This window comes from Caulobacter sp. 17J80-11, assembly GCF_014349105.1.
Classification (GTDB): Bacteria; Pseudomonadota; Alphaproteobacteria; order Caulobacterales; family Caulobacteraceae; genus 17J80-11.
The window spans coordinates 1-15,140 of the sequence record NZ_JACSJI010000009.1 but is presented as its reverse complement, the minus strand read 5'-3'; the positions used below and the strand labels follow the sequence as shown (position 1 = coordinate 15,140).

Genomic DNA, 15,140 nt, shown 5'->3' with positions numbered 1-15,140 from the left:
CTACGCCCGGCCGCCGCCGTAAGCGCTGGTGAATTGTTGCGCTTCGGCCAGTCGGCGACGCACCTGGTGCTGAACGCTTTCGTCTTCCGAAGGCGTTCCGGCGTGTGTATGCGCCGTGTCGGACAGCACGTCGTTCAGTTCGTCCAGAAGCTCCGGGTGCCGGAGGCTGAGCACGCGTATCAGGGCGTCGACAATCCGTTCCTGAGCCAAGAAGCGGGCGTCGGCCGCCGTCGAATAGGTGGCGTTCATCTGGCCGGATTCCGTTTGCTGCTTTCCCGGGTCAAATGGCGCGCCTTGGACCGACTCTCAACCGGAGCGGCCGCCCGCGAGGGCCGCGCCTACGGGAAACACCGGAATGTCCGTCGCCGAGGACGCCGCCTAAGCAGGACGGGCGCCCGGGGCCGTCCACGCCCGGACGGCCCGGCGCGGGGAGCTGCGGCGATGTCCTACGAGACCATGTATGAAATCCTGATCCTGGCCGTGTTCGGGGCCTTCATGGGCGCGCTCGCCTACGCCCGGTTCGTCACCCAGCGCCCGGCCCGCAAGCCGCGGGAAGTCTCGAAGCGCTGAGCCCTAGAGCGGCGCGGTCTGCACCAGCGGCAGCAGCCGGGAGTCCTCCAGCGCCGCGGTCCGGTGGCCGATCCCGGCCAGGTAGGCGGCGTCGGAGGCGAAGGCCAGGAAGCTCTGCAGGCTGGACTGACGAACCAGCATGGCCGCGTCCCAGCGCTCGTCCGCGGGACCGATGAGGAAACCGCCGCCGTCGCCGTAGAACCGCAACTCGCCGCCGCTGGCCGTGAGGAAGGGCAGGGTGTGCCGGATATAACGGTCGAAAGCTGCGGCGCCGCTGATCGGGGCGGCGGGCGCCAGCTCCGGCGCGGCGGCATAGTCCGCGACCGCGCGAAACCGCATCAGGTTCAGCATGACCACCGGCCCGACGATCCCGCGCATGAACAGGGCGCGCCCGGCCGCTTCAGTCGGTTCGAGGTGGGCGGTCATGGCGGCTCCTTGCGGCTTTCCGCCGCCAATATCGCCCGGGTAAATTGACCGCAAGTGTTTCATCCGGGTAGAACCCTGCCGAACCTCACGGAGCAGGGCTGATGGACGCCGCCGATCGGAGGGCCGCCGCCGCGGCCTACAAGGAACGCAAGACCGCGGCGGGCGTGTTCGCCGTCCGCTGCGCCGCGACTGGCCAGGTCTGGGTCGGCGAGAGCCGCCACCTGGCCACCCAGCAGAACGGCCTGTGGTTCTCGCTCAAGCACGGCAGCTGCATGAACCGGGACGTGCAGGCGGCGTGGGCAGCGCACGGGGAAGACGCCTTCAGCTTCGAGCCGTTGGAACAGCTGGAAGCCGACCTCTCGCCCTACCTGGTTCGCACCGCGCTGAAGGAGCGCTCCATCGAGTGGCGATCGAAGCTGGCGGCCGCGCGGCTCTGACGCGTCGACCGCAGACGATTCCCCAAGGCGCTTGGCGCGCCATACGCCCGAGGTTTACGAAGGGCCCGCAATCCTCGTCCTTCGACAGGCTCAGGATGAGGGCGGGCCGGCGTACAGGGAACGGGGCACACCAATGAGCGGAAAGATCTACGTCGGCGTCGGCGGCTGGACGTTCGAGCCGTGGCGGGGGCCGTTCTATCCGGACGGCCTGGCCCAGAAGCGCGAGCTTGAATACGCCTCGCGCCAGCTGACCTCGATCGAGATCAACGGCACCTACTACTCCACGTTCAAGCCGGACAGCTGGATGAAGTGGGCGGCCGAGACGCCCGACGGCTTCGTGTTTTCGGTGAAGGCCAGCCGCTACTGCACCAACCGCAAGGTGCTGGCCGACATGGGCGAGTCCATGGACCGCTTCCTGTCCCAGGGGCTGACGGCGCTGGGCGACAAGCTGGGCCCGATCAACTGGCAGTTCATGGGCACCAAGAAGTTCGACGCCGAGGACTTCGAAGGCTTCCTGAAGCTGCTGCCCAGGGAGAAGGACGGGCTGCGCCTGCGCCACGCGCTGGAGGTCCGTCACCCCAGCTTCGACACCCAGGCCTTCTACGACCTGGCCGCCAAGTACGGCGCGGCGATCGTCTACGCCGTGGACGACGAGGAGCCGAACTGGCCGCGCATCGACCAGCCGACCGCCGACTTCACCTACGCCCGGCTGATGTCCAGCCGCGAGGACGAGCCGACCGGCATGACGGCTGCGGAGCTCGACGCGGCGGCGAAGCAGGCCGAGGGGTGGGCGAAACGCGGCGACGTGTTCGCCTACTTCATCTCCGGCGCGAAGGTGCGCAATCCATCCGCGGCCGTGGCGCTGATCGAGCGGGTCGGCCGGCCCTGATCTCCTTCTCCCGGTCGGGAGAATGAAGGGGCCCGCCCGCGAAGCGGGTGGGAAGGATGAGGGGCCCGCGGTCGGCCGCGTAACCCCTCACCCTCCCATGCTTCGCATGGGCCCCACCCTCTCCCTCTGGGAGAGGGATTCCGATAGCGTGCAAACGGCACAGCTTGGAGAACCGTCCGTGATCCCCGTGAAAGGCTACGCTGCGTTCGACGCCGAGACCCCGCTCAAGCCGTGGTCGTTCGAGCGGCGCGAGCCGGATCCGGGCGAGGTGCTGATCGACATCCGCTGGTGCGGCGTCTGTCACTCCGACGTGCACCTGGTGAAGAACGACCTGGGCAACACGCGCTATCCGCTGGTGCCCGGCCACGAGATCGTCGGCACGGTCGCCAAGGTGGGCGAGGGGGTGACCCGCTTCCGCCCCGGCGACCGGGTGGGCGTGGGCTGCATGGTCGACTCCTGCCGCCACTGCGGCGAGTGCGCCGAAGGGCTGGAGCAGTACTGCGATCACATGGTCCCGACCTACGGCGGGACCGACAAGCACGACCAGCCGACCCAGGGCGGCTACTCGACGAAGATCACCGTCGACCAGGACTTCGTCCTGACCATCCCGGCCGCCATCCCGTTGGAGAAGGCCGCGCCGCTGCTGTGCGCGGGGATCACCACCTGGTCGCCGCTGAAGCGGTGGAAGGCCGGGCGCGGCACGCGCGTGGCGGTGATCGGCCTGGGCGGTCTCGGCCACATGGCGGTGCAACTGGCCGTGGCGCTGGGCTGCGAGGTGACGGTGATCTCCACCTCCGACCGCAAGAAGGCCGACGCCCAGCGCTTCGGCGCCCACGACTTCCTGATCTCGAAGGACCGCGACGCCATGCGCGCCGCGCGCGGCCGCTTCGACCTGATCCTCAACACCGTCTCGGCCACGCACGAGATCGGCCAGCACGTGGGCCTGCTGGCCCGCGACGGCACCATGGTGATGCTGGGCCTGACCACCGAGGCCCTGCACGTCAACGCCCTGCCGCTGATCGCCCGCCGGCGCAGCGTGGCCGGTTCGCTGATCGGCGGGATCCGCGAGACCCAGGAGATGCTCGACTTCTGCGCCGAGCACGGCATCGCCGCCGAGGTCGAGACCATCCGGCCCGAAGGGATCAACCAGGCCTACGAGCGCATGCTGAAGAGCGACGTGCGCTACCGCTTCGTCATCGACCTGTCGGCGATGTGACCGATCGCGCGACACCTCGCCGCTTGGCGCATGGCCGCACCCGCCTTAAGGGTACTTGCTTGTAAACCCTTACAGTGCGTGATCTCATCCCGCGCTTATGGGGGGCGGCCGTGGTGTAAATCTCTGCGCCGCCTTGGGAAACGCGAAGGTCGCGCATGAATAATATCGTCATCCTGGTCGGGCTGGTGATCACCCTGGTGACAGGGATCCCCGTCCTGATGCAGATCCTACGGAATCATCCGAAGGGCCTGATCATCCTGTTCTTCGCCGAGATGTGGGAGCGCTTCTCCTACTACGGCATGCGCGGGATCCTGATTTTCTATCTCACGCAGCACTTCCTGTTCGACGACAAGTTCTCGAGCAACCAGTACGGCTCCTACACCTCTCTGGTGTATCTGCTGCCGCTGCTGGGCGGCTTCGTCGCGGACCGTTTCCTGGGCACCCGTAAGGCGGTGGCGTTCGGCGCCCTGCTGCTGGTGTTCGGTCACCTGCTGATGGGCGCCGAAGGCGACCCGGCCAAGCAGCACCTGACCTTCCAGGGCCAGCAGTACGAGATGCAGATGGAAGGCCGCGGCGCCGACCGTCAGGTGCGCCTCGTCGTCGACGGCAAGCCCTTCGAGTACAAGGCCAGCCCGGACGGCGGCCTGGAAATCCAGGGTCTGCCGGCCAACGCCTCGATCCCGGCCGTGCTGCCCAAGGGCGAGTTCAAGCTGACCGAGACCCGCGACCCGCTCTACGTCAACATCTTCTACCTGGCCCTGTCGCTGATCATCATGGGCGTCGGCTTCCTGAAGCCGAACATCTCGACCATCGTCGGCCAGCTGTACCCGGAAGCCGACCCGCGTCGGGACTCTGGTTTCACCCTCTACTACTACGGCATCAACCTCGGCGCGTTCTGGGCCTCGGCTCTGTGCGGCTACCTGGGTCAGAACGTCGGCTGGTGGGCGGGCTTCGGCCTGGCCGGCGTCGGCATGCTGGCCGGCTACGTCGTGTTCGTGCTCGGCAAGCCGCTGCTGCAGGGCAAGGGCGAGCCGCCGAACCCGGAACAGCTGAAGAAGCCGCTGGTCGGCCCGATCAACCGCGAGTACCTGATCTACATCCTGGGCCTGCTGGGCGTGGGCGTGGTCTGGCTGCTGGTCCAGCGCAACGACTGGGTCGGCATCGCGCTGAGCGCGGGCATCATCGCCTCGCTGGCGGCGATCGCCTTCATCCTGGTGTTCGTCTGCAAGAACTGGGTCGAGCGCCAGCGCATGCTGCTGGCCGTGGTGCTGATCTTCGGCGCGGTGGTGTTCTTCACCCTGTTCGAACAGGCCGGCACCTCGCTCAACCTGTTCGCCGACCGCAACGTCGACCTGAACATCACCCAGGCGCCGATGGTCATGTTCAACGGCCTGCTCACCTTCGCCACCGAGGCGCAGCTGAAGGCGGCCGGGATCGCCCTGTCGAACGGCATGTTCACGCCGACCGGCATCTGGATCGACTCCCAGATCACCGCGGCTCAGACCCAGTCGTTCAACGCCGGCTTCATCCTGATCTTCGCCCCGATCTTCGCGGCCCTGTGGGCCTTCCTGGGCCGGCGCAACAAGGATCCGAACCCGGTGCTGAAGTTCGGTCTGGGCCTGCTGCAGGTCGGCCTCGGCTTCCTGGTGGTGGTGTGGGCCGCGAACAGCGGCCTGGTCAGCGACGCCTTCCGCGTGCCGCTGATCATGCTGGGCCTGCTCTACATGCTCCACACGACCGGCGAGCTCTGCCTGTCGCCGGTGGGCCTGTCGGAGATCACCAAGCTGTCGGTGGCCTCGGTCGTCTCCTTCATGATGGCCGTGTGGTTCCTGGCCAGCTCGATCGCCCAGTTCGTCGGCGGCTGGATCGCCGGCATGGCCGGCACCGAGACCGTCGGCGGCCAGGTGCTGGACCCGAAGGCGGCCCTCGACACCTCGCTGAACATCTTCGAGATGCTCGGCTGGTGGGGCGTGGGCTTCGGCGTCGCCTTCCTCGTGATCAGCCCCTTCATCAAGAAGTGGGCCCACGGGGCGGACAACACGACCGGCGGCCCGGCTGGCCACTAAGGGCTGAGGGGCGGTCCGCCGCCCCGGTCCCGCAAACGCTGAAGGGCGGCGCGCAAGCGCCGCCCTTTTTCGTTGCGCAACGAAAAGGGCGGGCGACGTCTCCGTCGCCCGCCCTCGACAGGTCGCTCCCGGATCCGGCGTCAGCCGCCGAAGGTGCGCCGCACGCGGAAATAGACGAACGGATCGAAGTCCAGGTCCTGGTCGGCGACGTAGGACAGCGCGCCGCCGGCCCGCGCGCCGGTCGGGCAGACGTCGGCGGCGCAGTCGTAGACCCGCCGGATCGTGCGATAGTCGCGCGAGTCCAGGTTCTGGGCCTCCAGCCGCAGCGACAGGTTCGGCCTCACCCGGTACTCCACGAAGGCGGTGTACCAGGCCCCCAGCTCGATGGTCCGCACCTCGTTGACGTTGAAGGAGGTGAACTCCCTGGCGAGATAGGCGTCGATCCCCCAGTTCAGCTTGTGCAGCGGCAGGTCCTGGGTGAAGTGCAGCTCGCCGCTGAGCGGCGGCTGGTCCGAAATGCGCCGGTCCTCGCCGGTGGTGGGATCCGTCACCGACGACCAGCTCCAGGTCGCCGCCGCCTTCAGCAGGCCGCCCTTCACCGCCAGGCGCTCCAGCGGCAGGGTCAGGCTGACCTGCACCTGATCGCTGGTCCCGTCGCCGAGATTGCCCGCCGCGTCGAACACCTCGTCCGGCTCGGGCGCGGCGCCGTCGCCGACGGCCACCGGCACCCGGTCGACCACGTCCTCGATGGCCTGGTGGCGCAGCGTCAGCACCGCCGCGCCATCCTTCCAGAACCGCCGCTCGTAAGCCGCCTCGTAGGTCCAGGACTTCTCCGGGGTCAGTTCGCGCGCGCCGGCGCTGGTGACGCCGGTCGAGGCGCTGAGCGAGGACACGAAGTCGCCGAAGTCGAGCTGGCCGACCTCACGCTCGACGCGCAGCCGCAGCTGGCTATGGCCGTCCGGCGACCAGGAGGTGACCAGACGCGGCTTTGGATAGACGAACGAGCTCTCGGCGCCTCCGTAGCTGGTCTGGCTGATCTTCGACAGCTCCACCCGCGCGCCGGCCTCGACCGTCAGGGTCTTGCTGGGTTTCCAGGCGCTGGACAGGAAGCCCTCGCCGCGCAGCTCCTCGACCCGCACCTGCTCGTCGCCGAGGTCCACCGGGGCGCCGCCGACCGTCATGGCCACCGTGCTGTCGAGGAAGTTGAAGGCCGCCTCCGCCCCCCACTCCAGCGACAGGGCGTCGGACTTGCGGAAGCGCACCACGCCGCGCGCGATGCTCTCGCCGGCGCGCGCGTCCTCGGTGAAGCGCACGTCGCCGGGCGCGGTCTGGTGCAGCAGGTAGGCGGTGTCGCGCAGCTGCTGGATCAGCACGGTCTGCAGCTCGGTGCGCGGGCCCAGCGCATGGTCGTACTGCAGGCCCAGCTCGCCCGCGACCTGGTCGTTGTCCTGGCTGGACAGGGCCAGCCGCGGCGCGGGCAGGGTGCGCGCCTCGTCCATGCTCCAGCCCCAGCTGTCGTATTCCAGGGTGGCGTTGGCGCTGAGCTTGCCGCCGGCCAGCGGGGTCTGGAAGCCGCCCTTCAACCGCGCGCCGTCCGCGCCGGCGGTCTCGTCGCGGTGCGCGCGCTCGATCTCGGCGCCGCCGGGGCCGTAGCGGACGCGCGGGCCCTCGCCGGCGTCGTCGTCGACGTTGGTGTAGGCCAGCAGCGAGCCTTCCAGCCGCTTGCCGTCCCAGTTGCGCGAGCCCTCCAGGCGGAGGGCGGGCGTGACCCGGCCGTCCGGATAGAACTGCGAGCCCAGCGCGACCAGGCCGCGGGCGCCCGCGCCCTTCTTGCGGATCACGTTGGCGAGCACGGTCTGGCCCTGCATGTCCACGCCGGGCGCGCCGCCGCGGATCAGCTCGATGCGCTCCACCTGCGAGGCGGGGATGCGGGTCAGCAGGTCGTCCAGGCGGTCGCGCTTGCTGGCCGGGCGTTCGCCGTCGATCAGCACGTTGCCGGCCGCGCCCGCGAAGCCGCGCACGCTGTCGCCGGCCTCGAAGGTGAAGCCCGGCAGCCGCTTGATCATGTCCATGGCCGTGTTCGGCCGGGCGTCGGCGAAGAAGGCCGGCTCGAAGGCGATCACGCCCTGGGCGGCCCCGGCCGACGGGCTCGCGGCGGCCTGGGCGTGAGCCTGGGTCGCGGCCGCGGCGAGGGCCACGGCCAGAATGGTGCGCTTCAACTGAAATCCCCCCGAGGCCGGCGCAAACCGGCTACTTCGGCGCAAGTAATGCCCCGAGCTTCGCCGGAGGCGCCAGTCGTTCCGTGCACGGAGATGCGATCGGGGTTCGCTGAGCGTGCGCGGCGGGCAAAGAAAGAGGGGCGGCGCTCGGGCGCCGCCCCTCTAGGTGGACGCGTCGTTTGGGACGCGGCTCAGAAGGTCCGGCGCACGCGCACGTAGGCGCGCAGCTGCGATTGGGTGGTGAAGCTCTCGACCCCGGCGACCGAGCCGGTGTCGCGCGGCGCGTCGTAGACCGTCCGCTCGCGGGTGAACTCGAACGGGTCCAGGTTGTCGATCTCGAACAGGAAGCTGGTCTTGCCGTCCGGCTTCCATTCGACGAAGGCGCTGTAGAAGTTCCAGATGTCGAGGTGCTGGATCTCGTTGAAGCGCCAGTAGGTCTCCTCCCACCCGCCGAACCAGCCCATGCCCCAGGTCAGCTTCAGCTCCGGCAGGTCCTGTCGGAAGTTGACCTCGGTGGACTGCGGGCGCAGGCCCGAGATCGGGCGCTTTTCGCCGGTGGTCGGGTCGGTGACCTCGCTGTCGTTCAGGGTGTAGTTCACCTTGAACTCGCCGCCCTTCACCTTCAGCCGGTCGAGCGGCAGGGTCAGGTCGACCTGCAGCGAGTTGTTCACGCCGTCGCCGATGTTGCCGGGGCCGTCGAAGATGGCGATCACGTCCGGGTCGGTGCCGGCGTCCGGACCGTCGGGGCCCAGCTGCTCGATCGGCACGCGGTCGATGGCGTCGGTGATCTGCTGGTGACGCAGGGTCAGGACCAGCGCGCCGTCGCCCCAGAAGTGGCGCTCGTAGGCGGCCTCGTAGACCCAGGTCTTGTCAGGCACCAGGCTGGAATTACCCGAGGTGAAGGTGCCGCCGCCCAGTCCGTTGGACAGGTTGGCGGAGGCGACGAAGTCACCGAAGTTCAGCTGGCCGACCTCGCGTTCGACCCGCAGACGCAGCTGGTTTTCTTCGTTCGGCGACCAGGTCGCGAGCACCCTGGGCTTCGGATAGAAGAACGACTCTTCCTTCTCGACCGTCACGCCCAGGCCGGTGGCCGTGCTGCTGATGGTCGAGCTCTCGAACCGCGCGCCCGCCTCGACGGTGAACTGCTTGGACGGACGCCAGTTGGCCTGGGCGAAGACCTCGCCGCGGCGTTCTTCGGCGCGAACGTCAGCCGAGGGCAGGGGGATGTCCGTGCCGTTCTCGGCGTAGCGGACCTGGCTCTCACGGAAGTTGAAGGCCGCCTCGCCGCCGCCCTCGAAGGTCAGGGTCGGCGACTTCTGGAAGCGCAGCACGCCGCGCACGATGCTTTCGCCGGTCTCGGAGTCCGACGTGAAATAGGAGCCGTCGGGCGCGCTCACGTAGCTGGAGCCGTAGGTGTTGTCGCCCAGCTTCTGCAGGGCCAGGGTCTCCAGCGACAGCCGCTCGGTCAGCGGACGGTCGTAGTTGACCCCGATCTCGACGCTCTTGTTGACCGACTTCTCGACCACGTCGGTCTTCGACGACGAGGTGTAGAAGTGGTCCTCGTATTTGAAGTCGTTGCTGGCCAGGGCGACGTTGCTGCGGAATTCGCCGCCGAACAGCGGCGTTTTGATCGACGCCTTGGCGCCCAGCGGCCCGCCGTCGCCCTCGGTGAAGGCTTCCTGCTGGCCGGTCACCGCGCCGGTCCCGTCGCGGAAGGTGCGCTGGCCGTGGCCGACCGAGTCGTCCATCGACACGCCGCGCGACAGCTGGCCCTCGATGGTGGTGTCGCCCGAGCGGCGGGTGAACTCGTAACGCAGGGCGGGCAGCATCTTGCCCGTGCCGAAGAAGATGTGGCTGCCGACCGCGCCGGTCTGCTGGAAGGAGTCGGTCTTCTTGCGGATCACGTTGGCGATGATGTTGCGGCCCTGCATGTCGATGCCGGGGGCGCCGCCGCGGATCAGCTCGATGCGCTCCACGTCGCCGGCCTGGATGCGGTTGAGCACGTCGCTCAGCGCCTCGGCCTTGGTGGTCGGGCGCTTGCCGTCGATCAGCACGTTGCCGGCGGCGCCGGCGTAGCCGCGCACCTGCGCGCCGTTGTCGAAGGCGAAGCCCGGAATGCGGTTGATCATGTCCCAGGCCGAGTTCGGACGGGAGTCGGCGAAGAACTCCGGCGGATAGACCGTGACGCCTTGGGTGGCGGCCGGCGCGGCGGCGTCGGCGGTCTGGGCGTAGGCGGGCGCTGCGGCGGCCGCCGCGAGCGCGGCGAGCAGGAAGATGCGCTTCATTTAAGGTCCCCCGTGGGAGCCGCTCTGGGGCGGCTTTTGGTTTTCTTGGCGTGAGAGATGGCGGTGTCGGGCCCGGCGGTTCAGCCGCCGAGGGTTTTGCGGACGCGGATGTAGAAGAGGTGGCCGAACTTCAGGTCGCGGCGGTCGCGGTAGTCGAGCGCGGCGGTGTCGCGTGGTCCGTTCCAGACCTCCTGGGTCTGGGTGAAGGGACGGCGGCCGAAGTTGTCGAGCTCGACGCGGATGCTGAGGTCGGTCCGCGGCTTGTACTCGGCGTACAGGACGCCCCAGGTGCCCAGATCGAAGGTCTCGATCCGGTCGAGCTTGAAGTACTCCTCACGCCAGCTGTTGAAGACGTCCACGCCCCAGGTCGTTTTCCACTTCGTCACGTCCTGACTGAAGTGGAATTCGCCGTCGAAGGGGTGTTGGCCGGAAATGCGGCGGCCCGCGCCGATGGTCGGGTCGGTGACTTCCGACACCCGCCAGGTGCCCTCGCCGCGCAGCAGGCCGCCTTTGACGCCCAGGCGGTCCAGCGGCAGGTTCACGCTCAGCGCGACCTCGTCGTTCTTGCCTTTGCCGATGTTGCCGGGCGCGTCGAACACGTCGACCACGTCCGGGTCGGAGTCGGCGTCGGGGCCGTCGGGGCCCAGCACTTCGACCGGCACGCGATCGACCACGTCCGACAGTTCGGCGTGACGCAGGGTCACGGTGACCGCGCCGTCTTTCCAGAAGCGGCGTTCGTAGGCCGCCTCGACGACCCAGGCCTGGCCCGGCTCGATGTCCGGATTGGCGACGGTGATGCCGCTGGTCGCCAGGTTGGCGTTGGCCACGAAGTCGTTGAAGTTGAGCTGGTCGACCTGGCGCTCGACGCGGAAGCGCAACTGGTTCTTGTCATTAGGCGACCAGGTCGCGACGGCGCGCGGCTTGGGGAAGACCAGAGTCTTCTCCAGCTCCACGTCGCCTTCCGAGGAGATGGTCGAGGTCTCCACCCGCAGGCCCGCCTCGAGGGTGAGCTTGGGGGAGGGGCGCCAGGTGCCGGTCCCGAACACTTCGGCGCGCTTTTCGGTGACGCGGACGTCGGCGGCCGGCAGCGGGATGTCCGTGCCGTCGATCGAGAAGCCGGTCTCGCTTTCCTGCCAGTTGTAGGCGACCTCGCCGCCGGCCTCGTAGGAGAGCGTGTCGGACTGCTTGAAGCGCAGCACGCCGCGCACGACGCTCTCGCCGGACAGCCGGTCCAGTTCGAAGCGCTGCTGAGATCCGTCGTTGAAGTCCGAGACGTAGTTGATGTCGCGGATCTGCTGCAGGCCCACAGCCTCGATCGAGGTGCGCGGTCCGAGGTTGCGGCTGTAGCGAACCCCGAACTCTCCGAGCAGCTTGTCCTGAACGTCGTGCTGGACCTCGTCGCCGTAGGGCAGGCGATCGATGGAGTCGTAGAAGAAGCCCTCGCGCAGCACCATGACGTTGGTGCGCAGCTTGCCGCCGGCCAAGGGCGTCTCGAAGGCGGCGGTGCCCACCGCCTGCCAGCCGTCGCCCTCGGTGTCCGGATAGGATTGCAGCAGCACGTTGCCGTCGGCGTCGGTGCGCACGCGCGGGCCGTCGCCGGCCCCGTCGTCGACGAACTCGGCCACTACGAACGAGCCCTCCAGGGTCTTGTCGTCCCAGCGGCGGGTGCTTTCCAGGCGCAGCGCCAGATGGTCGCGGCCGTCCTCGAGCAGGGTGTTGGACACCCCGATCAGGCCGGTGACGCCGCCGGCCTTCTTGCGCACCACGTTCACCAGCACGGTCTGGCCCTGCATGTCGATGCCGGGCGCGGCGCCGCGGATCAACTCGATCCGCTCGACCTGGCTGGCCGGGATGCGGCGAATGATGCTTTCCAGGTTGTCGGTCTTGCTGGCCGGGCGCTCGCCGTCGATCAGCACGTTGCCGGCCGCGCCGCCGAAGCCGCGCACGTTGTCGCCGCCGTTGAAGGTGAAGCCCGGCAGGCGGGCGATCATGTCCATCGCCGTGTTCGGCTGCGCTTCGGCGAAGAAGGACGGCGGATAGGCGATCACGCCTTGCGCGGCGTCCTGGCCGGCGGCCGGAGCGGGGGCGGACGTCTCCGTGGCTTGTGCGTGAGCCTGGCTCGCGACCGCCATTGCCATGGCGGCCACCCACATTGACGTCTTCATGCTGTCCCCCTCGAACTTTCGCCCGCAGGGTGAACAGCGAAGCTACTGAAGCTCCAATTAAATGCCGGAAAGGTTGATTAAATCGGCGCAATCTTATCGGCGTTATTTGAGGCTTTGCTTGCACGGCAAGGCTTTGCCGAATTTCTGACGCCGTCTATTGTTTGTGCGCCATCAAATTGTCGCGGCGCGCCGGCGGCAATTTTCAGCCGAAACGGGCGCGCCGCTCGCCCTCAGGACGCAGCTCCAGGACCGGCGAGGCGCTGTTCCGCCCCGCCGCAGATTCACGCGACGATGTTCGCGGATCAGACCGCGGTGCCGCCGACGGTCAGGCCGCCGATCTTCAGAGACGGCTGGCCGATGCCGACCGGGACGCCTTGGCCGGCCTTGCCGCAGACGCCGACGCCGGGGTCGAAGGCGAAGTCGTCGCCGATCATCTGCACCTTGGTCAGCACGGTCGGGCCGTCGCCGATCAGGGTCGCGCCCTTCACCGGCCGGGTCACCTTGCCGTCCTCGATCAGGTAGGCCTCGGTGCACTGGAACACGAACTTGCCGTTGGTGATGTCCACCTGGCCGCCGCCGAAGTTCACGGCGTACAGTCCGCGCTTGGTCGAGCTGATCATGTCGGCCAGCTTGTCCCGGCCGCCCTCCATCAGCGTGTTGGTCATGCGCGGCATGGGCATGTGGGCGAAGGACTGGCGCCGGCCGTTGCCGGTGGGCGCCATGCCCATCAGCCGCGCGCTCATGCGGTCGTGCATGTAGCCGACCAGAATGCCGTCCTCGATCAGCACGGTGCGGTTCGTCGGCGTGCCCTCGTCGTCCACCGACAGCGAGCCCCGGCGGTTCGGCACGGTGCCGTCGTCGACGATGGTCACGCCGGGCGCGGCCACCCGCTGGCCGATCTTGCCGGAGAAGGCCGACGTGCCCTTGCGGTTGAAGTCCCCCTCCAGCCCGTGGCCGACCGCCTCGTGCAGCAGGACGCCCGGCCAGCCGGGGCCGAGCACCACGTCCATCTCGCCGGCCGGACAGGGCACGGCGTCGAGGTTGACCATGGCCTGGCGAAGCGCCTCGTCGACCTGGTCGCGCCAGCGGTCGGGCGTGATCCAGGCCTCGAAGCCGGTGCGCCCGCCCGCGCCGGTGTAGGCGCTCTCGCGCTTGCCGTCGCGTTCGACGGTGACCGACACGTTGACCCGCACCAGCGGGCGCACGTCGCGCACGCGCCGGCCGTCGGCGCGCAGGATCTCCACCGAGCGGCGCTCACCGGCGATCGAGGCGGAGACCTGCACCACGTGCGGGCCCTTGGCGCGGGCGTAGGCGTCGATCTCGCGCAGCAGTTCGATCTTGTCGGAGAAGGCCGGCGAGGCGAGGGGGTCCATCTCGCCGTAGAGCTTCTGGTTGGTGGCGCGCGGGGCGTCGGCCGCCACGCCTGAATAGCCGCGCTTGGCCATGGCCGCCGAATCGGCGGCGCGGCGCACGGCCGCCTCGGTGATCTCGTTGGCGTGGGCGTATCCGGCGCGCTCGCCCGCCACCACCCGCAGGCCGAAGCCTTCCGAGGCGTCGTAGGCCGCCGACTTCAGCCGGCCGTCGTCGAAGACCAGCGACTCGCTTTCGGTGCGCTCCAGGAAGAGCTCGCCGTCGTCGGCCCCGCTGAGGGCGTCGCCCAGAATCGTCAGGGCTTTGTCGGCCCCGATTTCGGCCTGGTCGAGCAGGGAGGGAACGGCGGCGGAGGCGGTCATGGACAAGGCTCCAGAAGGCGACGCGACGGCCGCCAACATAGGGACCCTCGTTCGCACGCGAAACCTTGAAGGCTTTTGGCCCGCAATCGCTTGGCAAGGCGCCGTCGAGCCGATATGACCCGCGCCCTGAAGGGGTGCGACTTCACGGCCGCCCGCGCTCGCCTCGTCGAGGCTTGCGTTCGGCCTGAGTCTGGGGGCGTTAGACGTCCCGTACGCCTTAGTAGTTTGGCCGACCTAATGCGGGCCGTGAGGGACATGAAGATTTCGGGAATGGGGATTGGGAAGCTGGCCGCCGGCGCCTCCGTCGCGCTCGGCGCCATGCTGACCGCCGGCGCGGCCTTCGCCGACGAACTGCTGGGTCGTCCGACGCCGGGCGGCATCGGCCTGCAACCGGCCGCGTCGCCGCTGAAGCACTCGGCGCATTTTTTCCACGACGCGATTCTGCTGCCGATCATCACGGTGATCACGCTGGTCGTGCTCGGCCTGCTGCTGTGGGTGATCGTTCGCTACAATAAGAAGGCGAACCCGACCCCGGCGCGCTGGAGCCACAACACGCTGGTCGAGATCATCTGGACCGTCGTGCCGGTCCTGATCCTGATGGTCATCGCCATCTTCTCGTTCCGCCTGCTGTTCCAGTATCACGACACCCCGAAGGTCGACCTGACCGTGAAGGTCACCGGCTACCAGTGGTACTGGGGTTACGAATATCCGGACCAGGGCGTGGCCGAGATCACCTCGACCATGGTGCCGGAAGAGAAGACCACCAAGGAGCTGTACCGCCTCGACGCGGACGAGCCGATGGTCGTTCCGGTGAACAAGGTCGTTCGCGTGCTGGTCACCGGTTCGGACGTGATCCACTCCTTCGCCATGCCGGCCTTCGGTCTGAAGACCGACGCCATTCCGGGCCGCATCAACGAGACCTGGTTCAAGGCTGAGAAGACCGGCACCTACTACGGCCAGTGCTCGGAGCTGTGCGGCGTCGACCACGCCTTCATGCCGATCGAGATCAAGGTCGTGACCCAGCCGGAATTCGACGCCTGGGTCGCCTCCAAGGGCGGCTCGACCGCGCCGAAGGTCGCCGCCGCCGGCGCCGTTCCCGCCGCGGCCCCGGCCGCCGCGGGCGCCACGCCCGCC

At 68.6% G+C, this 15,140-nt stretch carries 12 protein-coding genes; 6 read left to right on the top strand and 6 right to left on the bottom strand.

Features of this window, described 5'->3' with window-relative positions; all coding sequences use genetic code 11:
• Nucleotides 1–249, bottom strand: a complete 249-nt coding sequence (locus H8B08_RS10735; RefSeq protein ID WP_187450201.1) for a hypothetical protein — start codon at nt 247–249, stop codon at nt 1–3.
• Nucleotides 250–441: 192 nt separating this feature from the next.
• On the opposite strand from H8B08_RS10735, the gene H8B08_RS19215 reads away from it, so the two are divergent.
• A complete protein-coding gene (locus H8B08_RS19215; protein ID WP_255500774.1) occupies nt 442–570 on the top strand; it encodes a hypothetical protein in 129 nt (42 codons plus the stop codon).
• A 3-nt stretch (nt 571–573) separates the two neighbouring features.
• On the opposite strand, the gene H8B08_RS10730 is transcribed toward H8B08_RS19215, so the two are convergent.
• Nucleotides 574–996, bottom strand: coding sequence for a DUF1330 domain-containing protein (locus tag H8B08_RS10730; RefSeq protein ID WP_187450200.1), 423 nt, complete (start codon nt 994–996; stop codon nt 574–576).
• 101 nt (nt 997–1,097) lie between these two features.
• Here H8B08_RS10730 and H8B08_RS10725 point away from each other — a divergent pair, with 101 nt between their 5' ends.
• The 4 genes from H8B08_RS10725 (at nt 1,098) to H8B08_RS10710 (ending at nt 5,604) form a co-directional block, all read left to right on the top strand.
• A complete protein-coding gene (locus H8B08_RS10725; RefSeq protein WP_187450199.1) occupies nt 1,098–1,433 on the top strand; it encodes a GIY-YIG nuclease family protein in 336 nt (111 codons plus the stop codon).
• A 133-nt stretch (nt 1,434–1,566) separates the two neighbouring features.
• Nucleotides 1,567–2,322 (top strand): DUF72 domain-containing protein, encoded by a 756-nt coding sequence (locus tag H8B08_RS10720; protein ID WP_187450198.1) that lies wholly within the window; start codon nt 1,567–1,569, stop codon nt 2,320–2,322.
• A 178-nt stretch (nt 2,323–2,500) separates the two neighbouring features.
• Entirely contained in the window at nt 2,501–3,538 is a 1,038-nt protein-coding gene (locus H8B08_RS10715) for an NAD(P)-dependent alcohol dehydrogenase (protein ID WP_370545455.1), read from the top strand.
• A gap of 155 nt (nt 3,539–3,693) precedes the next feature.
• The gene (locus H8B08_RS10710) at nt 3,694–5,604 is read left to right on the top strand and encodes a peptide MFS transporter (protein ID WP_187450196.1); all 1,911 of its coding nucleotides are present in this window, start codon (nt 3,694–3,696) and stop codon (nt 5,602–5,604) included.
• A gap of 140 nt (nt 5,605–5,744) precedes the next feature.
• Here the strand turns inward: H8B08_RS10710 and H8B08_RS10705 are convergent, their stop codons facing one another.
• The 4 genes from H8B08_RS10705 to tldD all read right to left on the bottom strand — a co-directional run bounded on the left by H8B08_RS10705 (nt 5,745) and on the right by tldD (nt 14,006).
• On the bottom strand, nt 5,745–7,823 hold the full coding sequence (locus tag H8B08_RS10705; protein WP_187450195.1) for a TonB-dependent siderophore receptor: 2,079 nt from the start codon (nt 7,821–7,823) through the stop codon (nt 5,745–5,747).
• A 191-nt stretch (nt 7,824–8,014) separates the two neighbouring features.
• Complete coding sequence (locus tag H8B08_RS10700; protein ID WP_187450194.1) at nt 8,015–10,108, bottom strand: TonB-dependent siderophore receptor; 2,094 nt, start codon at nt 10,106–10,108, stop codon at nt 8,015–8,017.
• 80 nt (nt 10,109–10,188) lie between these two features.
• Complete coding sequence (locus tag H8B08_RS10695) at nt 10,189–12,273, bottom strand: TonB-dependent siderophore receptor (RefSeq protein ID WP_187450193.1); 2,085 nt, start codon at nt 12,271–12,273, stop codon at nt 10,189–10,191.
• Nucleotides 12,274–12,575: 302 nt separating this feature from the next.
• Nucleotides 12,576–14,006, bottom strand: a complete 1,431-nt coding sequence (gene tldD / locus H8B08_RS10690; protein WP_187450192.1) for a metalloprotease TldD — start codon at nt 14,004–14,006, stop codon at nt 12,576–12,578.
• Between the two features lie 255 nt (nt 14,007–14,261).
• On the opposite strand from tldD, the gene coxB reads away from it, so the two are divergent.
• Nucleotides 14,262–15,140, top strand: an 879-nt coding sequence (gene coxB / locus H8B08_RS10685) for a cytochrome c oxidase subunit II (protein WP_187450191.1), incomplete at its 3' end; no start/stop codon positions are given.